This window comes from Acinetobacter sp. (assembly GCF_036666595.1).
Lineage (GTDB): Bacteria > Pseudomonadota > Gammaproteobacteria > Pseudomonadales > Moraxellaceae > Acinetobacter.
This window is the reverse complement of record NZ_JAVWVO010000010.1, coordinates 101121-127544: the sequence shown is the minus strand read 5'-3', so window position 1 is coordinate 127544 and position 26424 is coordinate 101121. Positions and strand designations below refer to the sequence as shown.

The following is a 26424-nucleotide window of genomic DNA, read 5'->3' as shown; positions in this document are numbered from 1 at the left end:
CCAGCTCATTAATTCAAAATCCCCCTCCGCTTAAAGCTGAGGGGGATTTTTTATGTGCGGAAGATTAAAAATATAAATGAGAAAGAATAAGAGGAAGTAAACAGATGAAAAGAGCAGAAAATAAGCTATCTATAAGAGCCTAAATTAAAAAAGCCAGCATTTGCTGGCTTTTATGTCTTGTCTAAAGAGGCAAAAATAGATCAGGTGTTACTGACTTATGGGTTAAAAACTATGGTTTTACGGGTGTGAAGGTGTTTAGATCAGTTAAGTTACGCGCTAAAATAAGAACTTTACCGCTAATCTATTAAGCATGTGTCTTGTAATTAAATCAACGCTGCAGCGAATAGTTTGCTGCCCAGCGTTGATTTAATCGTTTAATTGCAGGCAGAAAACCTTATTAAAAGAACATGAATCATAAATTTCGCAGTTTAGGTATCTAGCTGTCGACGTGCATGTTTTAATGCGGTTCTTAAACCTTCTTCAAGGGTCGGATGATAAAACGGTTTCTGCAAAATTTCATCAACAGTCAGTTGTTCTGCAATCATCCATGCCAGTAAATGGGCCAAATGTTCAGTAGACTCTGTGAGTAGTTCAGCACCTAGTAGCTTACGGCTGCTTTTCTCCACATACACCTCAATGGCTCCATGATTTTTACCCAGAACTAAAGCACGCCCTTGTTTAGCATAAGACACTTCGCCGATGACAAAATTGATAGGTGCACTTTGCAGTTGCTTAAAATTTTGTCCAACCATTGCCATTTCTGGGCTACTAAACACTATGCCTAAGGGTGTTAGAGTTTTGCATGATTCTATAGTGGGGAAGTTCAACGCATTTTTGACCGAGACTTTACCTTCGTGTGCGGCTTCATGTTGTAATGGAGTATCAGTATATGCATCACCAATGATAAAAATCGGGTAGTCAGAGAGTTGTTTGGTTCCAGGGTCAACAGGCAAATGTTTTAAGTCTGTGAATGAAGTGTCGATATTGTCGAGTTTAATAGTATTTAAAAGACTGCTTCGCCCAGTAGCGACCAGTAAATAATCGATGTTAAGTGTTTTAGGTTGATCATTTTCAGTAAAACTAAGTTCGACTTGATCATTTGTATGTTTAACGTCTGTAGGTAAAACTTCGAACTTGATCTCAAGTTCAGTGCTAATTTCTGTTTGTGCCAACTGCTGTAATTTCGGACTGGTCAGAACACCGACTTTACGGCTACGAGCAAAGACCGTGGTATTGACGCCAAGTCGTTGCATGGCTTGCGCAAGTTCAATCGCGATGACGCCGCTCCCAATAACGGCTAGGGAGTTTGGTAAAGTATCAAGTTCAAAGATTTGATCGGAGGTGATGAGTCGATCACCAAGTTCATCTTTCCATGCTGGGTCAAAGCTAGGTGTGGAGCCTACAGCTAAAATAAAGCTTTTGGCTTGGTAGAGTTGCCCATTAACTTCGACCGTTTTTGAATCGACAAAGCGAGCACAGCCCTGAATTTTATGAGACTCAGGCCAGTTCTCTACGGTTTTAAGGGTGCTATGAGTAAAGCGATCACGGAGTTTTTGTACGTGTTGCATGACCTGACTGCGGTCTATTTTTGACTCTACTTGCAATCCGACACGATCCGCATGTTGTATATCATGCATGCGATTTGCTGTAGAAATTAGGACTTTTGAAGGCATACAGCCGACACGTGCACAAGTGGTGTCCCATGGCCCATCATTAATGATTAATAGATTTTGTGTGGACTTCACGGCTTGTTGGTAGGCTGCGATACCCGCAGTTCCAGCCCCAATAATAATTAGATCATACATAAGCAAACGTTTATCTAAGCGAGACATACTCTATAGTTAACATATTCAGGGCTGTAGATGATTATATTTTGTAAAAAAACGGCACTAGATGCCGTCTTTACTTTCATTTGACTTATAAGCCAGTACCAACGCTTACCCCAACGGTAGGACGTACATTCATTGAACTACATGCTGTCATTAAGGTACAGCAGAGTAAAAGCAGCAACAGTTTATTCATGGAGTAATCCTCGTTGTTTTGCCTGATTGAACAGCAGACTAGAGCGAGCACCACTCTTACAGACCATTAAAATAGGCTTGGGTAGTTCATTATAATATTTAGCAAATTCGACCACGTCTGTTTCAGAAATTTTACTGCTGGTAACCGGTTGGTAAATTACGCTGACTTTGGACTGTTCCGCAATATTTCGCAGTTGATCAACGCGAACCGTATTGCCTTGTTCTTGATCTGGTCGATTGACAATGACCGACTTAAACCCTTGTTTTATCAACTGTTGAAACTTGTCTTGGGTCATTTCCCCTGAAACGCTGAGTTGCGGGCTGAGTGCTTGACTCAGGTTATTCGTTGCCGCCCACAATGCACTGTTCGTTAAAATCAGAGCAGTGCAGATGACACTTTGAAACAACCGTTTAGTCATCTAACAGGTCCATTTGTTTGGCCAGTTGGTATAAGTTGTTTGAGCGATTGCCTGTACGGCAGAACATTAAAACAGGTTTTGGTAGCTCATTGAAATGATTGGCAAAAGTGCGTACATCCACTTCTGTGATTTGCCCTGCAACCACAGGTTGATAGACATAATCGAGGCCTGCAATACGTGCTGCTTCTTCAATTTGGGCGCTGGTTGGTTGTTCTGGGCCACCTTCCATATCTGGGCGGTTATTGATCACAGATTTAAACCCTTTTTCAACCACTTGAACCAAATGTTCTGGGCCAATTTGACCTGCAAAGCCTACATTTTCGCTCATGCTGTCACTCCAAAATTAAACTAATCAAGATATGCTTTATGATAGCATTAAGCTGAAAGTTCAGCCTATGCTGTTGAAATATTTATAAGCGATTACAACCATAAAATAACGCAATGGAGCAGGTATGCACGCCTATACCGTTGAACCGCTATATGTCAAAAGTGGCCAAGAGGTCATTGCTGCGGATTTCTATCGTCCGAAAACCGAAGAAAAACCAGCAGTGATTGTGATGGCCCATGGTTTGGCTGGGCTGCGCCAATTCAAACTAATCCAATTTGCACAGCGTTTTGCACAAGCGGGCTATGCAGTCGTGTTATTTGACTACCGTTATTGGGGCGGGAGTACTGGACGTCCACGAGAGCTGGTCTTGATTAAGAAGCAGCTTGAAGATTGGCGGACCATGATTAACCACCTCAAAGAGCGTAAGTCGATCGATGGTCGACGGATCGTGCTGTGGGGGACCGCGCTCAGTGGTGGTTATGTGCTCGATATCGCAGCAGAGTTCAAGAATGTACAGGCAGTGATGGCGCAAGTGCCTTTTGTAGATGGGGCAGCAAGTGCTAAGTTATATCCTTTGCAACAGTTCCCCAAAGCCTTAAAACTATCCAGCCAAGATTATATGGGTGGAAAAGTGGGGATGTCCCCGACCACTTTACCTGTGGTTGATCCACGAGAGTTATGTTTTTTACCGACGCAAGATGCCTATTTGGGGTATCGTTCGATTATTAATCCTGATTATTATTGGAGTGGTGAGATACCTGCCCGACTCTTTTTTAATTTAATTCGTTATCGTCCGATTCAAAATGTCAGACAAATTAATATTCCTGTACTTTTCATTGCCGCCAAGCATGATAGTTTAATTCCGATTGAATCCAGTCGTGAAGCAGCGACCAATATTGCCCCTTTTGTTCAATATCATGAGTGGGAAATGCAGCATTTTGATATTTATCATGCCAGTTGGTTTGAAAAAGCCATTTCGACCCAATTAGAATTCTTACATCAACATATTGGAGTCAACTAAATGATTATCGTCTGTCCTACTTGTTTGGCCAAAAATCGTGTGCCTGAAGAGAAATTGAGTGCTAATCCGAGCTGCGGTCAGTGCCACGCAGCGCTTTTACCTGCGGCACCAATTGAATTGAATGAGCAGAATTTTAGCCAGTTCATTAGCCATAGCGATTTGCCAGTGTTTATTGATTTATGGGCAGAGTGGTGTGGTCCATGTAAAATGATGGCTCCGCACTTTGCTGAAGTGGCCAAGCAAAATCCGCAGGTTATTTTTGCCAAAATTAATACCGAAAAGTCTCCGCGCTTGAGCAGTGCGTTTAACGTACGCAGCATTCCGACCCTAGTTTTAATGAATAAAACCACCGAAATTGCTAGAATAAGCGGTGCGCTCCGTGCGCCACAATTGCAACAATGGTTAGATCAACAGTTGCAAGCCCAGTCATAACGAAAATTGGAGTCAACGTGTCAGAGATTCATGTGAAACCAGAAGGGATGTTGTCTCTTCAGACAATTGCAATGCCAGCCGATACCAACTGGAGTGGAGATGTTTTTGGTGGTTGGATTGTGTCACAAATGGATTTGGCGGGTGCAATTCACGCAGAGCGTTTTAGTAAGGGACGCTGTGCAACGATTTCAATTAATCAGATGACGTTCTTAGTCCCAGTGAAAGTTGGCGATGTCATCAGTTGTTATACCAAACTGTTAAAAGTGGGCAATACATCTATTCAGATGGAAATTGAAGTGTGGGATAGTCATGACAGTTCACGTCCGCCTGTACGTGTGACCGAAGGTGTATTTACCTTTGTTGCGGTTGATGTCAAAGGCAATAAGCGTCAAATTCCTGCGGATGTTAAAGAAAAGTTTCTTGCGAGCCAATCCAACTAAGGTTTGAGTCGGTCTGCAAAAAAAGCCAGTGTAATCACTGGCTTTTTTATTGCTATTTCATGCAGTCCGATGGATTAAAACATAGTATTGTGGTTGGCGGACTCCGCGGGAATGGTTTGTATCACATCCCAATGTTCTACAATTTTGCCTTGTTCGACGCGGAAAATATCGACAACGGCTTCACCACGATCTTGTGCATTTTGAGTGGAATGTACATGGAGCACCACCAAATCACCTTCGGCTACGACACGCTTGATGGTGTTTTTTGCATCTGGATGTTCTTCAAAGTACTGGGTGAAGTAGTTTACAAAAGGCGCTTTGCCATCTGCAACATAGGGATTATGTTGAATGTATTGTGTACCAATATAACGGTCAGAATAGGTTTGAACCTGATGCTTGCTAAAAACCCCTTCATAGAAATCCACCACAATTTTTTTATTTTGTTCGGTCAGGGCAGAAGCAGAATGGTAACTCGGTGTTGTTGAAGCCGATGAGTTGGCTGGGTTGTGCTGTTGGCACGCCACCAGCCCTAAAGAAAATAGGGCAGTCGCTAAAATTAGTCTTTTTTTCATCAAGTCAGCTCAAATATTCATGTTATGTAGCATGATTTTGAGCCGAGTCGAAGTAAAGATATAGTAAGTTTTAGTCGCAGCTTTAGCGTATTGTTGTAAATTTTATACTTACTAAACAGTAAGTTATATTTACATTTTTACTTTTTTAATGATGCTTTGTCGAGCCAAGCCCATAACATTTCACATTGAACAGGTGCTTCACCAGACTCATCCATCACGGTCACAGAAACTAAAGTTTCACCTTTGGCGGTGGTTTGCATCAGTTGCTGTTGTTCTGGTGTTAAGGTGGCTGTCGCTGTCATGGCACCTTTACTCGGACGTTTAAAGTCAACGTGCATGCTTTTAATCAGAACGATGCAATGGTCAGGTACATTCATCCCTGTTACAAAACCAGTTGCCGTTTCAGCAATCAAGGCCATGGCACAAGCATGCAGTTGACCAATATGGTTTTGCATGGCACGGTGATTTTCGATTTTGACCACGACTTCACTGTGACTGACTTGCAAATAACGAATATTGGCACTGCCGACCATGGGAACTATGCGACCAAAAGCTTGACTCCATAATCGCGTACGCAACGCTTTCGGCAAGCGTGACGTGGTTTTTACAAGTTTTGATAAGCGATTGGCCTTTGGCATAGTTACCTCAAATGATCAAACAAGAGTATTAGTCTTTAAAGTTATTGAACTGTAAAGGCAGACCAAATTGTTGTTCTTTTAAAAACGTCATTACTTGTTGTAATGTATCGCGCTTTTTATCAGTCACACGAATTTTGTCGCCTTGAATTGAAGATTGCACTTTAATGCCGCTTTCTTTAATGGCCTTGTTAATTTTTTTTGCGGTATCTGAGTCAAGTCCGTCTTTTAATTTCACCACTTGAAGTACATTTTTACCTGAAGCCGTCATTTTTTGTGGATCAAGCGCTTGAATATCGACTTTACGCTTAAAGAAATGGTTTTCTAACATGGTATACACTTGTTCACACTGGAAATCACTTTCAGTTGAGATTTTGATTTCTTTGTTTTTTTCATTGAGTTCAATCGAAACGTCCTGACCACGGAAGTCGAAACGGGTTGCGATTTCCTTTTGGGTGTTCTGAACAGCATGATTTACTTCAAAAATTTCTAATTCTGAAACAATATCAAAAGATGGCATGGATTAAACCTTTACAAATGGAAAGAATATCTGAGATGCTAGGGATGTTTTCTTCATTTGCCAAGTGTTGTTTACATCAAAGGAGTGCGCAATGATCCGTAAACAAGAAATTACAACATTTGAGTTCCCAGAGGATGCGATCATCTGGGATGTACGCGATTCAAGTGCTTATGCTGAAGCACACGTGAAAGGGGCGATTAATCAGCCAATCACAGAACTTTCAGCACAAAGCCTTACTCAAGTGTCGACGGATCAACCGATTTACATTTTATGTGGTGGCGGTAGTAAAGCGCCCCGTGCTGCAGAGTTACTAGAAGGTTTTGACAGTGCGCGTGAGTATGTGATTTTAATGGGTGGTACCCGTGCTGCTCGTGATGCTGGTTTAGCCTTAGAATAAAGTAATTAAGCAGAAGCAAAAAAAGCGCCGTAAGGCGCTTTTTTAATGTCTTGGAAATGTGATTTTTTCTCTATAACGCCATGCGCTGCACTTGAATCATAAGCGGAACTAAGACTGCGCTTTAAAATAAGGCTTTTTGGCTTTGAGCTTTTTATGGAATCGGGCCGGACTGAGCTTTTGTAGCAGTGACTCAGGAACGGGGCAGGCCTCTTTCAGTATCTGCGCCGCTAAAATTTCACTACATAAAGGTGCAAACAAAAAGCCTTTAGAACCCAAGCCAGCAAAGCTATAAATTTCAGTCTGTTCAGACATTTTTCCAAGGACTGGAAAATAGTCCAAACTTTGCGCACGAACGGATGCACGGCCTTGCCAGGTCGTCACATCAGGAAGTGATTGTGCATAATGTGGAAAGACACTGTGGATAAGCTCGTAGTTATGCACATGGTCTTCAAGCAAAACATCGCTGTCGTCTCGATTGGGATAGAAGGATGCACCTAAAATGAACTGTTGAGCATCAAGCTGCATACAATAGCCGCCATAGCTATAAGCTTGATTGAGGGCCAAAGGTTGTGCAGTGTTCTCCACCCAACTGACTTGTCCGCGAATCGGCTTCAGCACAGGGTAGTGCTCAAAGAAAGCAGCCGTCTGGCGTGCACAACACACAATCACGTGATCAAACTGACCGAGAGATTGGGCTTGCTCATTAAAAAGTTCATTGTGCTCTGGATGGATTTGAGTAATGTTGGCTTGTACGAACTGAATCAGCGGATGCGCTAAGATTTCATCTTTGAGCTGATGTGGTGAGACAGCGCCAGCTTCAGTTAGATTCAGACTGGGATATTCAGTAATTAACGCAGAATCAGCAGCGGTTTCGGCTGTCAAAAGATCCGCAGGGTATTGTTGTTCGAGATCGAGTAAGTCTTCGGCTTTTTTTAGCGCCAGTTGATGTACTTGAATGGGGCGAAAAGCCTGAAACTTGGGATAGTGCTGTAAAGCATGTTGCCAAGCCAAAGTCATTAGATGTTCATGACTTTGTTCAATCGGACAAAGTTTGGGGTTGAGTAGAGCCAGCGGATTGCCTGAACCTCCTGCAAGTGGCTCAGATTGGTCGTAGAGCGTGACTTGGTGCCCACGCTCAGCAAAGGCCCATGCACTACTTAAACCTGCAATCCCTGCACCAATGATAGCAATCTGGCGTTGCTTAAAAGCGTGTGGTACTTGATCAGGTCGATTTTGATTCAATACTGATTTGGTATCTACAGCGTTTGATATGTTTTCAGGCTCAGCAGGTAACCAGATGGCTTTGAGCATTTCGCGTTTATGCTTATAGCCGCGCGGACGTGAAATAGAAATACCATGCTGCGTTAAACCACGTTTGAGCACGCCTGCGACACTAAACGAAGAAAATGTTGTTCCAATACCAGATAAGCGAACGATGTGATTCAGCACTTGCTCTTCCCATATGTCTGGGTTACAGGCAGGCGCGAAACCATCGAGGAACCATGCGTTAACGCTACTGGTTTTTGCCATACTGGGGAAAACATCGTGGGCATCGCCTAACCAAAGGTCAAGGCTGAAACGTTCCTCAGGGAAGCTCAGGCGATGACAACCTGCAATCGGGTGCGGGTACTGTGCGATCAGTTGATCGGCGATTGGTTTGAGTTCAGGCCAGACATTGAGTGCGCGTATCAGATCCGTTTTAGACAGCGGAAATTTTTCAACTGAAATGGCATGAAGGTGGCTGTGGTTATTGGGGCGAACCTGTTGCCAAAGTTGCCAAAGCGCCAAGATGTTGAGCCCTGTGCCAAAGCCTGTTTCACCAACACTAAAATATTCAAAGGGCTGAAGATTGGACAGACGCTCAGGTAAATCATTGCCATTTAAAAACACATGGCGAGTTTCGAGTAGACCATTGTCTTTGGAAAAATAGACATCGCCAAATTGTTTTGAGACTGGCACATCTATGCCATCAATCTGTTGCCACTCTAAATCGGCAGTTTGAATTGCACGCGACACAACCACAGCACCCTATTGTTTTCAATAGGGCTTAGCTTACCACTGACGACGACGTTTGGTATAAACGTAACTGGCAATTAAGAAACCCAGTAATACGCCAACAGCGATGGTCGCCGCGCCGTAGAGAAACATTTGCGCACTGCGTTCGCTTTGTAAGACTTGAACTTGTACACCGAGGCTATCATTTTTGAGTTGTAGCTCTTGGTTTTGCGCCAAAGCATCAAGATTGGCTTTTTCCAATTGTGCAAGACGTGAAGCTTGGTCTTTGACCAGTGCTTTGACTTTGGCATCTTGCAATGCTTTGTTCTTGGCAAGTTGTTCAGCGGTGAGTGGTTTGGCTTCTTGCGGTTGACCTGTTGGACTAACTGTGGCCACCGCAGGAATGATTTTCGGCTGAGTTGTACTGCCTTGCACTTGAACAGGTGCGGCAGTTGTTGCTGGTACAGCAGGGGCTACACTCGGGGCAGGAGCGGTTTCAACGGCCCACGCCATAGAAGAAAGAAGAGATAAGCCCAATAAGCTTGTGACAACAACGCGCATGACCTTATCCTTGAGGGAATGCTTTATTAAATGGTTTAACATCAATCTGACGATAAACCCCTGCTTTTAAGAATGGCTCTTCCTGTAACCAGACATCGAGTGCTTCACGTGAGTCAAAGTCAACAATGATCGTACTGCCGTAAAAGCCTGCTTGTGGATTGCTAGGATCTTTCGGCATCGCTCCTGCAACAATTAAACGACCTTCATCATTGAGCTTTTGTAAACGAGCAAGATGTTCTGGACGTGTAGCAAGACGTTTTTCGACTGTACCTTCTTGATCGGTACATGTGACGACGAATAGCGGCATATGAGTTCTCGATGTATGTTCCGGCTAAATTACTCTTCAGAAGATTTAAAGTATTTACGCAATACAATAAACTGAATAATGATAAAGGAAAACATCACGATCATGTCACCAAAAGCCGTGAATTCTCCCCAATATTTTCCATCCATAAATAAAAATGCGAAAAATACGTGTAAAAAGGACATCAGGGCGAACATGGCAGCCCACGCAAAGTTTAAATTTATCCAACCAGCGTCGGATAAATTGAAGATTGGGCCGAACAAGCGTTTGATCAGCGGTTTGCGTTCTTTGCCAAAATAAGGAGAAAGTAAGAAAGCGCCTGAGAAAATAATATTCAGTAAGGCTGCTTTGAGTTTGATGTAAAAGTCATCCGACAGCATTAAGGTGACACCGCCGAAAATAACCGTCATAAACAACACAATCCACTGTTGTTTGTCTAAACGGAACTTTTGCATGAAGAACAGTGCGCCGTAAACCACCAGCATCGAAATAATCAAACCTGTGGTCGCTACAAGAATATTATTATTATCGACACCCCCAGCAGAACCAATCAATTGGAGCAATGGGTGATCAGTATTTTTAGGATCTACAGTTTTATATAAATAAAAGAAAATTATCAGCGGCACAAAGTCTAAAAGTGCTTTCATGTTAGAGTATCTAAATCTGTTCAAATAAATAGCTAGTATAAGTGATGGAAGGCGTAGATTTACATACTCACAGCAATATTTCTGATGGTACTTTCACACCGAAGCAATTGGTTGATGCTGCTGCGGAAAAAGGCATCCACACCTTGGCTTTGACAGACCATGACACCATGGATGGTCTTGCGTTGGCAGAGTTGGCTGCAAAGTCGCATGCAATACGTATTATTTCGGGGGTAGAAATTTCGAGTCAATGGTCGAGACCCTCAACCCAGAAAAACTATGGCGTGCATGTGGTTGCATTGAATATGCAAGACTTAGAACCACTGCAAAAATGCCTTGAACAGCAAAAACAAATCCGTGCACGACGTGCTAAACAAATCTGTGATTTGTTGATCCCACTGATTGGTGAAGATATTTATCTCGATGTTTTAGCGAAAGTTGAACAGATGCCTGACCGTGTGACTCGAACCCATATTGCCAAGACCTTGGTTGAAAAAAAGTATGTGAGTCGTGCGCAACAAGCGTTTGATAAATATATTAAGGAAGGTAAGAAAGCCTACGTGAAATTTGATGGGCTGGGTTTAGAAGATACCATTCAAGTGATTCATGCCAGTGGTGGTTTTGCCGTATTGGCGCATCCGACACGGTATGACTTATCTGCTACCAATATTCGTTATCTGATTGAAATATTTGCGCAGTTTGGTGGGGATGCGGTTGAATTGCCGCCCAATGTCGAACCGACATCTACCCGTCAAATGGTGGACCGGATGATTGCCGAGAATGGTTTAAAAGTATCGGTCGGTAGTGACTTTCATGGTGCCAATATGCCGTGGATTAAGTTGGGCAATATTCCCAGAGTCAAAGACGGACAAGTGGGGATTTGGGAAAGTTTTGTTTAAAGAGTACTGGTCATTCCCACCTTCTCCAAGAGCTATCTAGCCTAAGAGAAGGTAAGCGTGCGCTCGATTAGAGTAGATTATTGTCTTGTGCTTGAATGGGTGGTGGAGTAGGTTTACCTAAAGTCCCAAGCAGTTCAATTTCGATGGTACGTACCATCGAGTCCAGCGGCAAGTCATTACTTTGCGTTCCGAAAGGTTCTTCAATTTCCGAGCTCAAAGCATCGAGTCCTAAGAAGGTATAGGCCAACACACCAACCAATAGCGGGGTGAAAATACCCAAAGTTGAGCCTAAGCTGAACGGTAAAATGAGACAGAAAAAATACACCGTACGATTGAGTAATACCGAATAGGCAAAAGGTAGCGGCGTTGTCGCAATACGGTCACAACCAGTTTGCACCACACTCAGGTCAGCAACGTGCTGATTCAGCTGTGCATACACAATGTCACTAATTTCACCTTCTTTTAATGCCTGCATCAACTCCCACTGAATCAAACTGAGCGTGTACTGCGGGGCATTGGCTTGTTGATATAGCTGAGTCAGTGCATTTTGACTTAAGCCACTGGTCTGTACCAATTCTGTTGGATTGGCCGTTTGATGACGTAAACGGTCACGTAAGACATTGGCAAAGACAATCACATGTTGAATCACACGTTCACGACGACCTTGAGTCAAGATACGACAGTCACGGTCAAAGTGACGTGAGTTGGCAATTAAAATGCCCCATAACTTCCGCGCTTCCCACCAACGGTCATAGCAGGCACTATTTTTAAAGCCGAGGAAAATGGAAAGTACCACTCCAATGAGGGTGAAGCCGACCAAAGGCAGTTCAGGGAAGTGGAAATAGCCGACATAGGACAAAATGCCAATAATGGCAGAGACCAACATAACCACACCCAAAGGAGGTAAAACTTTGGGAAGAATGGTGCCACGCCATGAAAAAAGCACCTTAAAAATACTTGGCTGATCACGCACAATCATGTGATTAGAATTCTTTTAAAATTTTGCTTGATCTTCATATTTGTCGCGGTATTTGTCAATCATTTGTCTGCATATTTAAACGGGTTGGATCAGGCCGTGTTCAGCAAAAGAAAAAGCACCTTCGGGCGATAAGATGAAATGATCAATCAGTTGAATATCGAGCAGTTGACTGGCTTGAAGAATGCGCTCGGTCAGTTCGATGTCCGCCGTGGAGGGCTGAGCTTTCCCAAGTGGATGATTATGGGCAATCACCATGAAAGTGGCGTGTTGAGCAATACAGTAACGGAGCAATTGATTGATCGAAATTTCACAAGAATTGACTGCACCAAAGAACAATTTTTTAAAGTTTATTTTTCTTAAATGTGCATCCAAGCAGAGCACTGCAAAGACTTCTTGGTTTTCGCCTGAAAACTCATACTGTAAAAACTTGAGCAGTTGAGCTGAATGATTGAGTTCCAACTTTTGTTGCTTGAGCTGCTGACTACTGTAGCGACGCCCCAATTCTTTGACGGCCATTAATTGTGAATACTTGGTTGGGCCAATGCCGTGAAACTGGCTGAGTTCGGGCAGTTCAGCATCGAAAACCGCATTCAGGCTGCCAAAATGTTGCAACAAAAGACGTGCCAATTCGACCGCAGAATGCTGTGTTGAACCCGAGCGGATGAAAATAGCCAGCAGTTCTGCATCGGATAGGCTGGCTGGCCCTTGTTGTAATAAGCGTTCACGTGGCCGTTCTTGTTCGGGCCATTTTTTTATGGATAAGTGCATTATTTTATACTTTTTTATTCTTAATCTGAGAAACAGGGCCCAATCGATGATTGGGTGCGAGACTATTTAATGCTATTGTGAGCGCCACTGCAACAGAAAGGTAGCCTGTTCGTGAGCTTTGATCTCAGTGTAATTCCAAATAAAAATATCCTTTTAGCTGTTACGGGCGGTATTGCTGCCTATAAAAGTGCCATTTTGGTTCGCCGTTTAAAAGATGCGGGTTTTCAAGTCCGTGTGGTGATGACCGAAGGTGCGCAGGCTTTTATTACGCCGCTAACTTTTCAAGCTTTGTCGGGCAACCCTGTCCATACCGCACTTCTCGACCCTGAAGCCGAAGCGGGCATGGGCCATATTGAGCTGGCACGTTGGGCAGACTTACTCTTGGTTGCGCCTACCAGTTGCAACACCATTGCAAAGTTTGCTGCGGGTTTAGCCGATGACCTGCTTTCTACTTTATATTTAGCCACCAAAGCCCCTGTATGGGTCGCACCAGCCATGAACCAACAAATGTGGGCAGCAAAAGCGACGCAGCGTAATTTAGCGACTTTGGTGGAAGATGGCGTGCATGTGATCATGCCAGATGCGGGTGCGCAAGCTTGTGGTGATGTCGGTTTAGGCCGTATGCCTGAGCCTGAGGATTTGGCACATCAAGTGACAGAATACTTCCATAAAGCGCAGCGTGCCATGGCTGAAAAATTTGGGATGTTGGCGGGTAAAAAAGTCACCATTACTGCTGGGCCAACGCGTGAAGCGATTGATCCTGTGCGTTATATTTCTAACCACAGTACCGGAAAAATGGGCTTTGCTATTGCTGCTGCCTGTTATGCGGCAGGAGCCAAAGTGACTTTAATTGCAGGTCCTGTCAGCTTAGACACGCCGAACGGTGTACGCCGAATCAATGTTTCATCTGCCATGAAAATGCTGGATACCAGTATGCAAATGTTAGATGAAGGCTGTGATGTGTTTATCGCGACAGCCGCTGTTGCGGACTATCGTGTTGCAGAAGTCGCAGAGCATAAGATTAAGAAAGCAGGGGACGAGCTCAATGTTTCTTTAATCAAAAACCCTGATATTGTGGCGACCATTGCACAGCAAGGCAAACGCCCGTTCATGGTGGGTTTTGCAGCGGAAACACGCAATGTCGAGGAATATGCCGCAGGTAAATTGGTGGCGAAAAAGCTCGATATGATTGCCTGTAATGATGTGTCACGTCCTGATATTGGTTTTGCGTCTGATGAAAATGCGATGACGGTCTTTTTTGCAGAAAGTTATAAAATGGAAAAGCGCGATTTGGAAAAAGCATCGAAACAAGAAATTGCTTTGCAGTTGGTTGAAGCGATTCACGATGCTTTACATCGAGACCCTGAAAGTGATGATGATTTTTAATTTACATCGGTCTTAATTTTTGCGATATTCAATGCAGCCTTAGGCTGCATTTTTTTTGCAAACTCATAGGAATAAGAATGAAAACATTATTAAAGGTCGTGCTGTTGAGCAGTGGTTTATGTTTGGCAGGACTTGCACAAGCGTCGGAAGTGCTAGAAGGTGCGATGAAATCTTTGGCAAAGAACTCAAAAGCTTTTGCTCAAGCCAAGACTGCCACAGAGGCGAATACCGCATTAACTGAAATGCAAAAAGCCGCGGCAGCTGCCAAGCAAAACAAGCCTGACACTTTGGTGAAACAACCAAAAGACAGTGTTAAAGTGAAACAATATGAACAAAAGTTTGATGCATTAACCCAAGAAATTGAACATGCTCAACATTTGGTACATGCTGGGAAACTTGCAGAAGCTAAACAAAGTTCAGCCAAGTTTGAGGCCATTAAGCAGCAAGGCCATAAAGCATTTAAATAATTCAGTACAATAAAAAAGACCGCAAAAGCGGTCTTTTTTATGTTTGAAGGGCTTAAAGTTTTAAGCTTGACCTTCAACAGCGGCTGCTTGAGCACGCTGCATATTTGCTTCGAACTCAGCATCAAAGTTAATTGGTGTAAGTAACAATTGTGGGAAACTGCCTTTAGTCACCATATCATTCACCGCTTCACGAAGGAACGGGAACAAGATGTTCGGGCAATATGCACCTAAGATGTACGGAAGACGTTCTTCTTCAACACCATCTACAAGGAAAATACCCGCTTGAGTAACATCGACAATAAACGCCGTGTCGCCTGCATTGTTTGCTTGTACAACCACTTTAAGTGAAACTTCGTAGTGAGTTGGATCAACTTTTTCAGCAGAAGATGACAAGTTGATGTTCAACTCTGGTTGCCATTCTTTGGTAAAAACTTGCGCCCCAGGGACTTCAAAAGAAATATCTTTTGTATAAATACGTTCTAAAGCAAGTTGTGGTTGAGCTTCACTCATTTTCTAATCCTTAATATGCTGAGCTAATTATGCCAATAGTTGGTCGAGTTTGCCTTCACGCTCTAAAGCATAAAGTTGATCAAAACCACCAATAAATTGGTCATCAATAAAAATTTGTGGAACCGTACGGTGATTGGTGCGTTGCATCAATTCAATGCGGACTTCTGGCGCTTCTTTAGATAAATTAATTTCTTTATATTCAACGCCTTTACGCTCAAGGAGCTGCTTTGCGCGAACGCAATATGGACATACAGTCGTTGAGTAAATAGTGACTTGAGCCATGAGTTTCTCCTTGTGCGAATTATTTAGCTTTAACCAGTGGTAAGCCTTGAGCCTTCCAGTTGCTAATCCCGCCATCTAAACGATAGCTGTCAGTATGTGCAACTTGTTGTAAAGCGGTACCTGCCACTTGGCCTAAGTTACAGATGAACACGAGTGGACGATCTGCAGCTTTTAACTCTTCAGCATGTTTTGTAATTTGGCTGTAGGGAATGTTGCGACTTCCACTGATATGACCTTCACGGAAATCTTTGGCATCACGTAAGTCAATCAACATGGCATTTTTAGCTTTCACTAAAATACCTAAAGATTGTGGTGAAATTTTGCGACCATTGCGTTGTCCTTCAAGTACGAAAAACAAAACAACCAATACCGCAAGTGTTCCAAATAAGAAGGGGTGATTCCCCATAAACTCGAACCAACGTTCCACAAGTCACCTAAATTACAATTCAAAAATTGCTAGAGAGTATAGCTCATAAAATATGGTGATCAAAATCACCGCTTCAAGGGCTAAGGTTGAATAAAAATTAATTTTTTTGCTGAGCTTCAGCAATTTCATCAATCAGACGTAAATAGCTGTCTAAACGGCGCGTTAAAATTTCACCATTTGCTGCAGCTAAGCGTAAAGCGCATTGTTTTTCATGTTTATGGGTGCAGTTACGGAACTGACAGTAGCCCAACAAGTTTTCAATTTCAGGAAAGCCGCGTTGCACTTTGTCCGCATCTAAGTGCCATAAACCAAACTCACGAATTCCTGGTGAGTCAATCAGCGAGGCGCCTTCACCAAAACCAATCAAACGGGTAGAGGTCGTGGTGTGCTGCCCTAAGGCTGAGTTTTCAGAAATCACATTGGTTTTTTGTGCAGCGTCAGGCACGATGGCATTAATCAGCGTGCTTTTACCAACGCCAGATTGGCCGACAAAGGCTACTGTTTCATTTTTTAAACGCTGAGTTAGTGCCGTTAAATCACCATCGGCTTGTGTTTGCATCACTTCATAGCCTAAGGCTTGATATTCCGCAATCAACGCTAAAATCGGGTCATTGTCTTTGAGCAAATCGGTTTTATTCAGCACCAAAAGTGCTGGAATGTTGGCATCGGCACAGGCCACCAAATAACGGTCAATCAGACCTGGTGCAGGCTCAGGCAGTGGCGCAAACACAATCACAATCAGGCTGATATTGGCAGCGACAGGTTTCACTTTATGGTAACGGTCTGGACGAGTCAGTAGCGACTGACGTGGCTGTATGGCATTGATGATCCCCAGCCCTGTATTTGGGTCGGCTTGCCATTTGACACGATCACCTGTGACTAGAAGTTCGAGGTTGGTGCGTGTATGACAGCGCCAAATACTGCCGAGTTCAATCGGTTTCCAAAACGGTTCAGGTTCGCCTGCTTGTACCGTCGGTTTGATGGGATGTGGATCTGGAGTCGTAAGGGCTTGCACTTCAAGCTGACGGCCGTAGTGTTGTACCACCAAGCCTTCTAAGTCATTTGAAGTGTCGATATCTTCTTGACGTGTTTGCTGTTGTTTCTGAATGCGACGTTGTTGCTGTTCAGTTAAACGACGTTTACGAATTAAAGCCATTCATATCCTAAAAAACCGTGAATTCAAGATGGCAAAAATAGCACGAAGCAGGGTATCAGTTACAGCATCGAAGCAATTAATTTGCTACTATCATTGTTTTTAAGCCGAATAAGATTGCACATTTATGAGCAGCACCGCTGATACGCGTTTGATTTGGATTGACCTTGAAATGACAGGTCTCGATACTGATAATGACCAAATTATTGAAGTTGCTACAATTGTGACGGATGATAACTTAAATATTTTAGCTGAAGGGCCTGTGCTTGCTGTACATCAGCCAGACCGTGTGCTGAATGCAATGGATGAGTGGAACACTCGCCAACATGGTCAATCAGGCTTAATTGAACGTGTACGTCGCAGTAAATTGACTGCGCAAGATGCGGAGCAGCAAACTTTAGAATTTCTAAAGAAATGGGTCAATCCAAAAAGCTCACCAATGTGTGGCAATTCAATTTGCCAAGACCGCCGTTTTTTACACCGTTTAATGCCAGAAATGGAGCAATATTTCCACTACCGTAATTTAGACGTGTCTTCGGTAAAAGAGTTGGCTAAACGCTGGCGTCCAGAAATTATGAGTGGCTTGAAAAAGAATGCTTCACATTTAGCGATGGATGACATTCGTGATTCGATTGCGGAACTGAAGTATTATCGTGAATACTTTTTTATTATGAATAAATAAGTAGTAAAGAAAGAGGCGTTAGCCTCTTTTTTATTGAAATCGAATAGAATAGAGCTGAGGGTGTTTGTGTATAAAAAAGAAACACTTTTTTGCTATACAAGTTTAAAACACGCTTTATGATAAAGTAAATTAATTAAATTATAACAAAGAGTTGAGTTATGCAAAGTAATAACCCTATTTTGAACCGCGTGGAAACACATGCGGACTATAGTCAACCGATGACTGTTCAAGGTGCCATTCAGAAGTCTGTATTACTTACAGTGATTGCGGCTGTGGTTGGTATGGCGCTGTTTTTCTACTGTTTCATGACCTTAAATATTTCGCTGGCATATGCTGCAACCTTAGTCGGTGCAATTGGTGGTCTAATTTTAGGTCTGATTGCAACTTTTAAACCGAATACCGCGCGCACTCTTGCCATTCCATATGCCTTGTTTGAAGGTGCTTTTTTAGGTGGGGTCTCTGTTATTTTCCAATTGAAATACCCAGGTGTACCTTTACAAGCGCTCTTGGCAACTTTTGTCACCACTTTAGTGATGTTTGGTTTGTATCGTTTTCAAATTATTCGTGCCACTGAAAAATTCAAATCGGTAGTAATGTCGGCATCGATTGCCATCGCGATTGTGTTTGTGGTGCAGATGGTTATGCGTTTGGCTTTTGGTTCAAGCATTCCATTTTTATTTGAAAACAACTTATTAGGTCTAGGTTTTGCCGCTTTTGTTGCAGTGATTGCATCACTTAACCTAATTCTAGATTTTGATTTGATTGAAAGTGCTGCGGCACAACACGCTCCGAAAGCGATGGAGTGGCTGTGTGGTATTGCACTACTAGCGACTCTGGTGTGGATGTACTATTCATTCCTGCGTCTACTTAGCATGTTGCGTGGCGATGACTAATCTCCCTAGTTTTAACAAATACGCCCCTTCATTGGGGCGTATTTGTTATTGAATGTTGATGAATTGAAAAAAGGCGCATTATGCAATTTCGGTTTCAACTTAAACTTGGCATTATGCAGATAAATTATTTTGAGTGAGAGTCACATGGCACAAGGACTATTGGCTGGAAAGCGTTTTTTAGTAGCAGGTATTGCAAGTAAATTATCAATTGCATTTGGTATTGCTCAAGCGCTTCACCGTGAAGGCGCGGAACTTGCATTTACTTATCCAAATGAAAAACTGAAAAAACGTGTAGATGAATTTGCAGCACAATTTGGCTCAACGATTGTTCTACCATGTGATGTGGCTGTCGATGCTGAAATTGAACAGACTTTTGTTGAATTGGCAAAACACTGGGATGGTTTAGACGGTGTGGTGCATTCGATTGGTTTTGCGCCTGCGCATACTTTGGATGGTGACTTTACCGATGTAACGGATCGTGATGGTTTTAAAGTGGCACATGACATCAGTGCATATAGCTTTATTGCTATGGCGCGTGCTGCGAAGCCATTACTTTTAGTTCGTCAAGGTTGTTTGTTGACCTTGACTTACCAAGGTTCTGAACGTGTGATGCCAAACTACAACGTGATGGGTATGGCGAAGGCATCATTAGAAGCAGGCGTACGTTATTTGGCTTCAAGCTTAGGTGCAGAAGGGATTCGTGTGAATGCGATTTCAGCAGGCCCAATCCGTACTTTGGCGGCATCAGGGATTAAATCGTTCCGTAAAATGTTAGACGTAAACGAAAAAATTTCACCGCTTAAACGTAATGTGACCATTGAAGATGTCGGTAATGCTGCATTATTCCTTTGCTCACCTTGGGCAAATGGTATTACGGGTGAAATCATGTATGTCGATGCAGGTTTCAATACTGTAGGCATGAGCCCAGACTTGATGCTCGATGAGTAATTAGATTGATTCAAATCATCTGATAAAGCCGCTTTGATAGCGGCTTTGTTTTTGAAAAGGATAGTTGCTTCGTAATCAGTGAGTGCGGTGAAGCATAATTGAGTCTATTGAGCTTACGTTGTTAAGCACTACTTTTAATTACGCGACTTTCAATCATTAACTGCTCGCCTTTGGGAGTTAATGTCCAAAAAAGAGCCATTCCACCTTTTGTTGTTTTAGTATTTATTAATCCATATGCTTTGAGCTGTATAGTGATTGTTTTGACTTGATATTCCATTGAGTGATGTTTGATCAGTTGAAGTTTTATCAAAAAGTATAATTATTTATTTGTCATCGAATATTTTATATGCTAATAAATCCTAGTTTTTGTTGAATTAAAATTCTAAAGATAATGTCGATAAAAATATAATTTTGAGCTTTCGGGGTAGGGAAAAAGCGTGAAAAAGATAACTGTTATTTTAGGATTAGTCATTGTTCTTTCACTTCAAGGTTGTGCCGCGGTGATGGCGAGTAACCAGCCGCATAAAAAGAATCTGACGGTTTTAGAGGTTGGAAAACATCGTAATTATGTGATTTCTGAATTGGGTGCACCAGTTACCTCAGAAACCGTCAATGGAGAGCGTAAAGAGATTTATACTTTCCAACAGGGCTACTCAAAAGCAGCCAGAATCAGTCGTACACTATGGCACACGACTGCGGATATTGCCTCGATTGGTCTATGGGAAGTGATTGGCTCTCCAGCCGAGATGTATTTCGATGGTCAGCAACTTTCGTATGAAGTTGTTTTTGATGATCAAGACAAGATTAAACGTATTCACCAGATCCAGAATAATCCAGATCTAGTGAAAGAATAAGAGAACAAAACAATAGTGCTCGGACTATTGTTTTGCTAGTTCTTTTACAGGACTTCCGCCCAAAGCTTGCATCAACGTCACATAAGCGTTGTATTGGCTTTGTTTGGTATTGACCAACGTTAAGCGTGCAGTGCGCGTGGTTTCCTGTTGATCCAACAAGGTTTTTAAAGCCACGGCTCCATAGCGATAACGCACTTGGGTCAAACGCTCCACTTTCTCAGCAAGCTCTAAATTACGCTGTTGTAATTGCACTTGTTGGTTCAACTCAGTTCGCGCAGACAATGCATTTTCCACATCGGCAAAGGCTTGGTACAAGGTCTGACGATATTGCACGATAGCTTTTTCATAGTCCAATTGACTAATCGCAAGGTCGCGTTTCATGTCGTTATATTGCAAGAACGGCAGACTTAAACTTGCGCCTAAGGTTAGGGCTGGGTTCTTGAGCAGTTGCGTTAGCGAGGTACTGCTTGAACCAAGATTCCCAGTCAAACTGATCGAAGGATAATAGCTCGCCGTGGTGGCATCTTTGGTCGCTAAACTCTCTCGTAAACGTAGCTCAGCCGCTTTTAAGTCTGGACGGCGCGACAAAATGTCGGCAGGTAAGCCCGCTGCGATACTTGGCAAAGCTAAACGTGGTAAACGCTGTGGTTCATCAATACTTAACTGCTGCACAGGCATATGCAGTAACACGGCAATTGCGGTACGGGTCTCGACCAAACTTTGCTGAATTTGACTCAGACTGGCTTTTTGACTTTGTACTGACTGTTCAGCTTGAGTTAAGTCCAGTCCTGATACAGCACCAGCTTGATACTGAACTTTAACCAAGTCATACAGTTTTTGTGAGGTCGCAAGGCTTTGCTCGGCAGTTGTACGGCTTTCATTATAATAGGCCAACTGCCAATATAACTTCGCCGTGGTGCCAATTAAGCTTTGAGCAGTGGCTTGTAAATCTTGCTCAGTCGCTAGTGCTTCCCATCTCTTTGCTTCAGTTTGACGAGCCAATTTACCAAATAAATCGACTTCATAACTGAGCCCAGCTTTGGCAGATAGCCCGCTTGATGTATCACTTCCATCATTAAGATCAAAAATATGACCTGTAGATACTGTAGAACTCACCCGCGGCTTTTGTTGATTCTCAGCCAGTTCTGCTTGTAAGCGCGCTTGCTTTAAGGTCATCCCTGCAACGGCCAAATCAGCATTTTTTACTAGCACAGCATCGACCAGTTGATTGAGCTGTGCATCGCCAAATAACGTCCACCATCGATCGGCATACAGGGCTTGTTGACGTTGTTGTGATGTTGCTTTGTCGTATTGAAATTGAGATGGCGTTTGTACTGCTGGTGACTGATAAGGTGTTTTAACCACAGCTGCACAGCCAACCAAAGTGCTGCCAAGCAGCATTGCGGTACAAAGGCGCGTTAATAAAAAAGGCATATTTTTTCCTTATTCTCTGGCAAGTGCTGCAACAGGGTCGAGTTTGGCTGCATTTTTTGCAGGCAAGAAACCAAACACCACACCAATTAAAGTCGAGCATACAAATGCGGCGATAATCGAGGTGGTTGAGTAGGCAACCCCGAAATTACCCCCAGCAAATTTTTGAATGATTTGTCCTAGACCCAGCGAGAGCAACACGCCTAAAACCCCACCAATTAAGCAGACTAAAATGGCTTCAATCAGGAACTGCTGCAAAATATCACTTTGACGCGCACCAACCGCCATCCGAACCCCAATTTCTTGCGTGCGTTCGGTGACCGAGACCAACATAATATTCATTACCCCTATACCGCCCACCACCAAAGAAATAACGGCAATTGCAGAGACCAATAGGGTCATGGTACTGGTGGTCTTTTCAATGGTTTGGCGAATACTGTCACTGTTCATGGTGAACACATCTTGTTGACCATGACGCAAGGTGAGTAAGTTCACAATTGCGTTTTCAGCCGCGCTGGTGGAGTACTTATCATTGATTTGCACCACGATATTGCGCACATTACTCTGACCGAGCATACGACTCATGACCGTGGTGTAGGGCATATATACATTCAACGTATCATCGGAACCCATGGCACTGGTTTGCGGTTCGACGACACCAATAATTCGTGCAGGGACACTGCCCAAAAGTACGACCTGCCCAATCGGACTGCTACCATCACTAAAAAACTGTTTTTGTGTATTGGTGTCAATGACCACGTCTTGGGTGCGGTCGCGGACGCTCCGCTGGTCAAAGGTTTGTCCATTTTTGAAGGTCAGGCCTTTCACTGTGAAATAATCGCCACCGACACCATTAATGGTGGCATTGGCTTCACTTTGTTGATAGCGAATGGTTTTGGATGAACTCACCATTGGACTGACCGCACTTACATACGGTTGGGTGGCGAGCGCTTCAGCATCGGCAGGAACAAGGGTTTTAAAGTTGGCCGTTTTGGAGTTGTCACCAAAACCGCGCCCTTGGAACACTGTAATGGTGTTAGTTCCTAAACTACTGATGTTACTTAAAATCTGCTGTTGTGATCCATTTCCTAAAGCCACCACCGTCACGACTGAGGCAATCCCGATAATAATACCCAACATGGTCAAAAAGGTTCGCATGCGGTGTGCATTCATCGACAAAAGTGCCATACGAAAGGCTTCACCTAAACGGTCGAGTAGGGAACGCCATGCGGAAACACTTTTATTTTTTTCTTGTTGGGTAGAAATCGCCGTTTCTGCATCAGGATCGCTATGCAGTTCAGTGTCGTGCTCAGGTTGATTGATACGGTCTGCAATGATTTGCCCATCGCTGATCTCGATAATACGCGAGGCATTTTTCGCCACTTGCATATCGTGAGTGACCAAAATAATGGTATGGCCTGCGGCATTTAACTCACGCAAAATCCGCATCACTTCCACGCCACTATGCGAGTCTAGGGCACCTGTCGGTTCGTCAGCGAGAATGACATCACCGCCATTCATCAAGGCACGTGCAATGGAGACACGTTGTTGCTGCCCCCCAGAAAGTTGACTTGGTCGGTTTTGGGTTTTATTGCCCAGTCCTAATTCTGTCAGTAAAGCAGTGGCACGTTGTTTACGCGCATACGGTGTTGCACCTGCATAAACGGCAGGTACTTCAACATTACCTTCTGCAGTTAAGTCGCCTAAAAGGTGGTAACGCTGAAAAATAAAACCAAAATACTCACGACGTAACTCAGCCAATTGATCAGGTTCGAGTTTACCGGTTTCACGACCATTGACCTGATAACTCCCTGAAGTTGGACGGTCGAGACAGCCCAAAATATTCATCAGGGTGGATTTACCTGAACCCGACTGGCCGACAATGGCAACCAATTCACCTTCGTAAATGGTCAGATCAATGCCTTTGAGAATTTGGACAGTACTTTCGCCAGCTGGAAACTCTCGCACCAAATTGCTGACTTCAAGCAAGGCTTTTTTGGTCATGCTTACATTCCCATCGGTGGACTGTTACGACGGCGGTTGCTGCTATTGGCAGAAGCGGCAGTATTCTCCGAACTGTCTGCAATCACCACTTGATCACCTTCTTTTAAGCCTGCAAGCACCTGTGCATTGACACGGTTATTGATACCCACCAAAATTTGTTTTGGTTGAGCTGAGCCGTCTGCTTGTAAGACTCGAACTACGCTCAGTGTAGCTTTGCCTTCTTTAACCAATTGTTGTTGTGCTGCATTTAAATTCAGACGTTCAAGACGCGGACCTTGAGGTCGATCTGAGTCCGATTTACTTTGTGTCGATGACGCGGCTTGCGTATTTGAACTGCCGTTACGCTTTGCATTTGCAGGACGGGTGGATATGGCAGAAGAGGGAACTAATAACGCATTTTTTGCAGAATCGAGCACGATGTAAACTTGTGCCGTCATATCAATACGCAGCTTGCCATCATGGTTGGGTACATCAAACAGAGCATTGTAGTAAATTGCAGTGCTGGTTGATGTACTCGTCGTACTGTCATTGCTAATCGAATCTGGTGCGGGCTCAACTTGACGTAGGCTGGCATAACGCTTGCTGTCATCACCTAAAGTGGTGAAATACACCTGTTGGCCTTTTTCAACTTTCATGATGTCCGCTTCACTGACCTGTGCCTTAATGGTCATGTTTTGCAATTTTGCAATTTTAACAATGGTCGGGGCACTTTGATTGGCGTTTACAGTTTGACCTTCCTCAGTCACGATCGCTACCACAGTACCGTCAGTCGGTGCCACAATGCGGGTATAACCGATATTGGTTTGTGCGGTCGACTTGGTTACTTTTGCAGATTCAATTTGTGCATCAATGGCTTTAATCTGTGCTTGTGCTGTTTTATAGCTGGCCTCAGCCGATTCTAATTCTGCTTTTGATGTGGCATCTTGTGCATACATTTGCTGTTGACGTTTATAGGCCAGTTGCGCTTCGTTTAAGCTGGCTTCTTGTTGTAGACGCTGCGCTTGCAAATTTTTAATATTGGCTTCTGCTGTTTTGAAGCTGTTTTCTTGAGTGGTTGAATCAATTTGCGCAATCAATTGACCTTGTTTAACTTCATCGCCCAATTGCACATACATTTTCTGTACTTGACCTGAGACCTGTGCGCCGACACTCACCAGTTTGGTTGCATCTAGAGTACCTGTCGCCAATACCGTATTTTCAAGATCACCACGAGTGACCGATTCGCTAATATATTGTGGTTGTTCTTGTTTTGGTTTGAAATATGTCCACGCGACATAAGCAAGTACGGCAACACACAGTACCGCGATAACCATTTTGACAGCTTTTATTTTTTGCATTGGAATCAGGGAGTAAACAGAATTGCAGATAGTATAAAAGCGAAATACGGATAAATCGTGAATTTTTTGAACAAATAGAAATGATTATTATTTTTAAAAGATTTGTTGTGGCAATTTAAGTGGAGAAGAGTGATTTTCCACACAGCGTCGCAATGGCTTGCATCACGACATGTTCCGCATTTTCATGCCCCAAACCTTTAATCGAAGCATCAATGCGAAGCAGGAGACTGGGCCACGTTAAAAAGCACTGCGGGTTCAGTCGACGTAAGGCGTGTTGATAGACGCTGACTTTATTCTTCCAAATTCCCAGTTGCAGTGCATTTTGCGGTTGCTCAAACAGTTGCATGAGTAAACGCATTTCTTTGCTGATGCTCCACAAAATCAGACTGAGGGGTTCACCTGAGGCAATCAGGTATTGGTAAATTTTAATCGATTGCGCCAAATTACCTTCGAGCAGAGCATCACTCAAATCGAAAGTACTATAGCGGGACTGGTCTTGTAAGCAGGCGTGTAAATGATCAATCTGAATCAGCTCAACCTCGGCAAAGGTATCGCTGACACGCATTAAGCTATTTTTAGCTGCGAGTAAGTTGTGTTCATGGTGTTGTTCTAACCACTGCCATGCATCCTGACTCAGTTTAACCCCAAGCTTATCTGCTTCAATGCTTAAAATCTGCTGACGATCACGCGGATAATTCGCGGTCAGGGCAACATGCACTCCATTGGCTTCAACCGTTTGGAAAAAGCCCGTTTTTAGGCTGGCGCTGTCCTGTTTTGGCATCACCACCAAAAGCAAGTTCTGTTCATTGCTTTGGATATAGCTTTTTAGCAACTTTAAAGCGTTAGCATCGGGCTTAATATTGCCATGAACTTCAATGGCAAGCTGGCTTGAAAATAAGGACAAGCTATTCAGTGCATTAAAGACATTTTTCCAGTCATTGACATTGTTGATGTCATGCCGTTGTCGTTCAATCTCTTGCTTTTGCCAACTTGCTCGAAATGCATCCAGTAAATTTTGCTCAAGCAATGGTTCTTGACCTTGCATAATCCACGCGCCGCGAGCTTCATCGACACGTTTTAAGGCTTGCAAATAGTCAAGTTTCATTGTTAATAAA

At 43.4% G+C, this 26424-nt stretch carries 32 protein-coding genes; 11 read left to right on the top strand and 21 right to left on the bottom strand.

Translation table 11 applies throughout. The annotated features are described in order from the left end of the window. Positions 1–428: 428 nt before the first annotated feature. The 3 genes from RR876_RS13305 to RR876_RS13295 all read right to left on the bottom strand — a co-directional run bounded on the left by RR876_RS13305 (position 429) and on the right by RR876_RS13295 (position 2768). Positions 429–1805, bottom strand: a complete 1377-nt coding sequence (locus tag RR876_RS13305) for a dihydrolipoyl dehydrogenase (protein WP_332477907.1) — start codon at positions 1803–1805, stop codon at positions 429–431. Positions 1806–2014: 209 nt separating this feature from the next. Beyond that, positions 2015–2440: a sulfur transferase domain-containing protein gene (locus RR876_RS13300; RefSeq protein ID WP_332477908.1), complete on the bottom strand. Its 426-nt coding sequence runs from the start codon at positions 2438–2440 to the stop codon at positions 2015–2017. Then, positions 2433–2768: a TIGR01244 family sulfur transferase gene (locus tag RR876_RS13295; RefSeq protein WP_279740046.1), complete on the bottom strand. Its 336-nt coding sequence runs from the start codon at positions 2766–2768 to the stop codon at positions 2433–2435. The genes RR876_RS13300 and RR876_RS13295 overlap by 8 nt, the downstream gene beginning before the upstream one ends. Before the next feature lie 124 nt (positions 2769–2892). Here RR876_RS13295 and RR876_RS13290 point away from each other — a divergent pair, with 124 nt between their 5' ends. The 3 genes from RR876_RS13290 to RR876_RS13280 are packed head-to-tail and all read left to right on the top strand — an operon-like array spanning position 2893 to position 4661. After that, entirely contained in the window at positions 2893–3789 is an 897-nt protein-coding gene (locus RR876_RS13290; protein WP_332477909.1) for an alpha/beta fold hydrolase, read from the top strand. After that, a complete protein-coding gene (gene trxC, locus RR876_RS13285) occupies positions 3790–4221 on the top strand; it encodes a thioredoxin TrxC (RefSeq protein ID WP_332477910.1) in 432 nt (143 codons plus the stop codon). 17 nt (positions 4222–4238) lie between these two features. Beyond that, positions 4239–4661: an acyl-CoA thioesterase gene (locus tag RR876_RS13280; protein ID WP_004697616.1), complete on the top strand. Its 423-nt coding sequence runs from the start codon at positions 4239–4241 to the stop codon at positions 4659–4661. A 74-nt stretch (positions 4662–4735) separates the two neighbouring features. On the opposite strand, the gene RR876_RS13275 is transcribed toward RR876_RS13280, so the two are convergent. From RR876_RS13275 to RR876_RS13265, 3 genes are all read right to left on the bottom strand, one after another. Next, on the bottom strand, positions 4736–5233 hold the full coding sequence (locus RR876_RS13275; protein ID WP_332477911.1) for an ester cyclase: 498 nt from the start codon (positions 5231–5233) through the stop codon (positions 4736–4738). A 137-nt stretch (positions 5234–5370) separates the two neighbouring features. Continuing rightward, the gene (locus RR876_RS13270) at positions 5371–5871 is read right to left on the bottom strand and encodes a DUF4442 domain-containing protein (RefSeq protein WP_010327555.1); all 501 of its coding nucleotides are present in this window, start codon (positions 5869–5871) and stop codon (positions 5371–5373) included. Positions 5872–5899: 28 nt separating this feature from the next. Continuing rightward, positions 5900–6388: a YajQ family cyclic di-GMP-binding protein gene (locus tag RR876_RS13265; protein ID WP_004697619.1), complete on the bottom strand. Its 489-nt coding sequence runs from the start codon at positions 6386–6388 to the stop codon at positions 5900–5902. A 91-nt stretch (positions 6389–6479) separates the two neighbouring features. Here RR876_RS13265 and RR876_RS13260 point away from each other — a divergent pair, with 91 nt between their 5' ends. After that, positions 6480–6785, top strand: a complete 306-nt coding sequence (locus RR876_RS13260; RefSeq protein ID WP_332477912.1) for a rhodanese-like domain-containing protein — start codon at positions 6480–6482, stop codon at positions 6783–6785. 108 nt (positions 6786–6893) lie between these two features. Here the strand turns inward: RR876_RS13260 and mnmC are convergent, their stop codons facing one another. Genes mnmC through RR876_RS13240 form a run of 4 tightly spaced genes read right to left on the bottom strand, consistent with a single transcriptional unit; the run spans position 6894 to position 10292 of the window. Then, a complete protein-coding gene (mnmC, locus tag RR876_RS13255) occupies positions 6894–8801 on the bottom strand; it encodes an FAD-dependent 5-carboxymethylaminomethyl-2-thiouridine(34) oxidoreductase MnmC (protein WP_332477913.1) in 1908 nt (635 codons plus the stop codon). 36 nt (positions 8802–8837) lie between these two features. Further along, a complete protein-coding gene (locus RR876_RS13250) occupies positions 8838–9341 on the bottom strand; it encodes a hypothetical protein (RefSeq protein ID WP_078390225.1) in 504 nt (167 codons plus the stop codon). Positions 9342–9345: 4 nt separating this feature from the next. Continuing rightward, entirely contained in the window at positions 9346–9648 is a 303-nt protein-coding gene (locus RR876_RS13245; RefSeq protein WP_004697623.1) for a YciI family protein, read from the bottom strand. A gap of 29 nt (positions 9649–9677) precedes the next feature. Then, entirely contained in the window at positions 9678–10292 is a 615-nt protein-coding gene (locus tag RR876_RS13240; RefSeq protein ID WP_114837576.1) for a septation protein IspZ, read from the bottom strand. A 44-nt stretch (positions 10293–10336) separates the two neighbouring features. Between RR876_RS13240 and RR876_RS13235 the strand changes: the two genes are divergently transcribed. After that, entirely contained in the window at positions 10337–11188 is an 852-nt protein-coding gene (locus RR876_RS13235) for a PHP domain-containing protein (protein ID WP_332477914.1), read from the top strand. 67 nt (positions 11189–11255) lie between these two features. On the opposite strand, the gene RR876_RS13230 is transcribed toward RR876_RS13235, so the two are convergent. Together RR876_RS13230 and radC are read right to left on the bottom strand one after the other, a co-directional pair. Continuing rightward, on the bottom strand, positions 11256–12167 hold the full coding sequence (locus tag RR876_RS13230) for a bestrophin family protein (RefSeq protein ID WP_004697627.1): 912 nt from the start codon (positions 12165–12167) through the stop codon (positions 11256–11258). Between the two features lie 75 nt (positions 12168–12242). Further along, positions 12243–12935, bottom strand: a complete 693-nt coding sequence (gene radC, locus RR876_RS13225; RefSeq protein WP_332477915.1) for a DNA repair protein RadC — start codon at positions 12933–12935, stop codon at positions 12243–12245. Between the two features lie 111 nt (positions 12936–13046). On the opposite strand from radC, the gene coaBC reads away from it, so the two are divergent. Next, positions 13047–14321 (top strand): bifunctional phosphopantothenoylcysteine decarboxylase/phosphopantothenate--cysteine ligase CoaBC, encoded by a 1275-nt coding sequence (gene coaBC / locus RR876_RS13220; protein ID WP_332477916.1) that lies wholly within the window; start codon positions 13047–13049, stop codon positions 14319–14321. Between the two features lie 77 nt (positions 14322–14398). Then, positions 14399–14788, top strand: a complete 390-nt coding sequence (locus RR876_RS13215; protein WP_332477917.1) for a cytochrome b562 — start codon at positions 14399–14401, stop codon at positions 14786–14788. Positions 14789–14848: 60 nt separating this feature from the next. On the opposite strand, the gene secB is transcribed toward RR876_RS13215, so the two are convergent. The 4 genes from secB to rsgA all read right to left on the bottom strand — a co-directional run bounded on the left by secB (position 14849) and on the right by rsgA (position 17163). Then, positions 14849–15298, bottom strand: a complete 450-nt coding sequence (gene secB / locus RR876_RS13210; protein ID WP_004697631.1) for a protein-export chaperone SecB — start codon at positions 15296–15298, stop codon at positions 14849–14851. A gap of 27 nt (positions 15299–15325) precedes the next feature. Continuing rightward, positions 15326–15580, bottom strand: a complete 255-nt coding sequence (gene grxC / locus RR876_RS13205; protein ID WP_004697632.1) for a glutaredoxin 3 — start codon at positions 15578–15580, stop codon at positions 15326–15328. A 19-nt stretch (positions 15581–15599) separates the two neighbouring features. Continuing rightward, on the bottom strand, positions 15600–16007 hold the full coding sequence (locus RR876_RS13200; protein WP_004697633.1) for a rhodanese-like domain-containing protein: 408 nt from the start codon (positions 16005–16007) through the stop codon (positions 15600–15602). A gap of 97 nt (positions 16008–16104) precedes the next feature. Continuing rightward, a complete protein-coding gene (gene rsgA, locus RR876_RS13195) occupies positions 16105–17163 on the bottom strand; it encodes a ribosome small subunit-dependent GTPase A (RefSeq protein WP_004983468.1) in 1059 nt (352 codons plus the stop codon). A gap of 124 nt (positions 17164–17287) precedes the next feature. Between rsgA and orn the strand changes: the two genes are divergently transcribed. The 3 genes from orn to RR876_RS13180 all read left to right on the top strand — a co-directional run bounded on the left by orn (position 17288) and on the right by RR876_RS13180 (position 19683). Then, positions 17288–17842 carry an oligoribonuclease gene (gene orn, locus RR876_RS13190; RefSeq protein WP_004697635.1) on the top strand — a complete coding sequence of 185 codons (555 nt, stop codon included), beginning with the start codon at positions 17288–17290 and terminating at the stop codon, positions 17840–17842. A 158-nt stretch (positions 17843–18000) separates the two neighbouring features. After that, on the top strand, positions 18001–18735 hold the full coding sequence (locus RR876_RS13185) for a Bax inhibitor-1/YccA family protein (RefSeq protein WP_010327547.1): 735 nt from the start codon (positions 18001–18003) through the stop codon (positions 18733–18735). Between the two features lie 144 nt (positions 18736–18879). Beyond that, complete coding sequence (locus tag RR876_RS13180; RefSeq protein ID WP_004983469.1) at positions 18880–19683, top strand: enoyl-ACP reductase; 804 nt, start codon at positions 18880–18882, stop codon at positions 19681–19683. Positions 19684–19804: 121 nt separating this feature from the next. Here RR876_RS13180 and RR876_RS13175 read toward each other — a convergent pair whose 3' ends face one another. Continuing rightward, complete coding sequence (locus RR876_RS13175; RefSeq protein WP_332477918.1) at positions 19805–19960, bottom strand: hypothetical protein; 156 nt, start codon at positions 19958–19960, stop codon at positions 19805–19807. Between the two features lie 160 nt (positions 19961–20120). Here RR876_RS13175 and RR876_RS13170 point away from each other — a divergent pair, with 160 nt between their 5' ends. Further along, a complete protein-coding gene (locus RR876_RS13170) occupies positions 20121–20537 on the top strand; it encodes a hypothetical protein (protein ID WP_332477919.1) in 417 nt (138 codons plus the stop codon). A gap of 24 nt (positions 20538–20561) precedes the next feature. Here RR876_RS13170 and RR876_RS13165 read toward each other — a convergent pair whose 3' ends face one another. From RR876_RS13165 to holA, 4 genes are all read right to left on the bottom strand, one after another. Next, entirely contained in the window at positions 20562–21971 is a 1410-nt protein-coding gene (locus RR876_RS13165) for an efflux transporter outer membrane subunit (protein WP_332477920.1), read from the bottom strand. A 9-nt stretch (positions 21972–21980) separates the two neighbouring features. After that, positions 21981–23972 (bottom strand): MacB family efflux pump subunit, encoded by a 1992-nt coding sequence (locus RR876_RS13160; RefSeq protein WP_332477921.1) that lies wholly within the window; start codon positions 23970–23972, stop codon positions 21981–21983. A 2-nt stretch (positions 23973–23974) separates the two neighbouring features. Next, positions 23975–25309: a MacA family efflux pump subunit gene (locus RR876_RS13155; RefSeq protein ID WP_332477922.1), complete on the bottom strand. Its 1335-nt coding sequence runs from the start codon at positions 25307–25309 to the stop codon at positions 23975–23977. 115 nt (positions 25310–25424) lie between these two features. Further along, positions 25425–26414 carry a DNA polymerase III subunit delta gene (holA, locus tag RR876_RS13150; RefSeq protein ID WP_332481893.1) on the bottom strand — a complete coding sequence of 330 codons (990 nt, stop codon included), beginning with the start codon at positions 26412–26414 and terminating at the stop codon, positions 25425–25427. Between the last annotated feature and the right edge of the window lie 10 nt (positions 26415–26424).

What these genes read in the sequence shown, in the direction of transcription:
- orn (WP_004697635.1), top strand. Translation starts at nt 17,288, where the DNA reads ATGAGCAGCACCGCTGATACGCGTTTGATTTGGATTGACCTTGAAATG.
- RR876_RS13230 (WP_004697627.1), bottom strand. Translation starts at nt 12,167, where the DNA reads ATGATTGTGCGTGATCAGCCAAGTATTTTTAAGGTGCTTTTTTCATGG.
- RR876_RS13295 (WP_279740046.1), bottom strand. Translation starts at nt 2,768, where the DNA reads ATGAGCGAAAATGTAGGCTTTGCAGGTCAAATTGGCCCAGAACATTTG.
- RR876_RS13215 (WP_332477917.1), top strand. Translation starts at nt 14,399, where the DNA reads ATGAAAACATTATTAAAGGTCGTGCTGTTGAGCAGTGGTTTATGTTTG.
- radC (WP_332477915.1), bottom strand. Translation starts at nt 12,935, where the DNA reads ATGCACTTATCCATAAAAAAATGGCCCGAACAAGAACGGCCACGTGAA.
- RR876_RS13180 (WP_004983469.1), top strand. Translation starts at nt 18,880, where the DNA reads ATGGCACAAGGACTATTGGCTGGAAAGCGTTTTTTAGTAGCAGGTATT.
- RR876_RS13165 (WP_332477920.1), bottom strand. Translation starts at nt 21,971, where the DNA reads ATGCCTTTTTTATTAACGCGCCTTTGTACCGCAATGCTGCTTGGCAGC.
- RR876_RS13245 (WP_004697623.1), bottom strand. Translation starts at nt 9,648, where the DNA reads ATGCCGCTATTCGTCGTCACATGTACCGATCAAGAAGGTACAGTCGAA.
- rsgA (WP_004983468.1), bottom strand. Translation starts at nt 17,163, where the DNA reads ATGGCTTTAATTCGTAAACGTCGTTTAACTGAACAGCAACAACGTCGC.
- RR876_RS13290 (WP_332477909.1), top strand. Translation starts at nt 2,893, where the DNA reads ATGCACGCCTATACCGTTGAACCGCTATATGTCAAAAGTGGCCAAGAG.
- RR876_RS13235 (WP_332477914.1), top strand. Translation starts at nt 10,337, where the DNA reads ATGGAAGGCGTAGATTTACATACTCACAGCAATATTTCTGATGGTACT.
- RR876_RS13155 (WP_332477922.1), bottom strand. Translation starts at nt 25,309, where the DNA reads ATGCAAAAAATAAAAGCTGTCAAAATGGTTATCGCGGTACTGTGTGTT.
- RR876_RS13300 (WP_332477908.1), bottom strand. Translation starts at nt 2,440, where the DNA reads ATGACTAAACGGTTGTTTCAAAGTGTCATCTGCACTGCTCTGATTTTA.
- holA (WP_332481893.1), bottom strand. Translation starts at nt 26,414, where the DNA reads ATGAAACTTGACTATTTGCAAGCCTTAAAACGTGTCGATGAAGCTCGC.
- secB (WP_004697631.1), bottom strand. Translation starts at nt 15,298, where the DNA reads ATGAGTGAAGCTCAACCACAACTTGCTTTAGAACGTATTTATACAAAA.
- RR876_RS13250 (WP_078390225.1), bottom strand. Translation starts at nt 9,341, where the DNA reads ATGCGCGTTGTTGTCACAAGCTTATTGGGCTTATCTCTTCTTTCTTCT.
- RR876_RS13260 (WP_332477912.1), top strand. Translation starts at nt 6,480, where the DNA reads ATGATCCGTAAACAAGAAATTACAACATTTGAGTTCCCAGAGGATGCG.
- grxC (WP_004697632.1), bottom strand. Translation starts at nt 15,580, where the DNA reads ATGGCTCAAGTCACTATTTACTCAACGACTGTATGTCCATATTGCGTT.
- RR876_RS13305 (WP_332477907.1), bottom strand. Translation starts at nt 1,805, where the DNA reads ATGTATGATCTAATTATTATTGGGGCTGGAACTGCGGGTATCGCAGCC.
- RR876_RS13275 (WP_332477911.1), bottom strand. Translation starts at nt 5,233, where the DNA reads ATGAAAAAAAGACTAATTTTAGCGACTGCCCTATTTTCTTTAGGGCTG.
- RR876_RS13240 (WP_114837576.1), bottom strand. Translation starts at nt 10,292, where the DNA reads ATGAAAGCACTTTTAGACTTTGTGCCGCTGATAATTTTCTTTTATTTA.
- RR876_RS13175 (WP_332477918.1), bottom strand. Translation starts at nt 19,960, where the DNA reads ATGGAATATCAAGTCAAAACAATCACTATACAGCTCAAAGCATATGGA.
- RR876_RS13265 (WP_004697619.1), bottom strand. Translation starts at nt 6,388, where the DNA reads ATGCCATCTTTTGATATTGTTTCAGAATTAGAAATTTTTGAAGTAAAT.
- RR876_RS13160 (WP_332477921.1), bottom strand. Translation starts at nt 23,972, where the DNA reads ATGACCAAAAAAGCCTTGCTTGAAGTCAGCAATTTGGTGCGAGAGTTT.
- RR876_RS13185 (WP_010327547.1), top strand. Translation starts at nt 18,001, where the DNA reads ATGCAAAGTAATAACCCTATTTTGAACCGCGTGGAAACACATGCGGAC.
- trxC (WP_332477910.1), top strand. Translation starts at nt 3,790, where the DNA reads ATGATTATCGTCTGTCCTACTTGTTTGGCCAAAAATCGTGTGCCTGAA.
- RR876_RS13270 (WP_010327555.1), bottom strand. Translation starts at nt 5,871, where the DNA reads ATGCCAAAGGCCAATCGCTTATCAAAACTTGTAAAAACCACGTCACGC.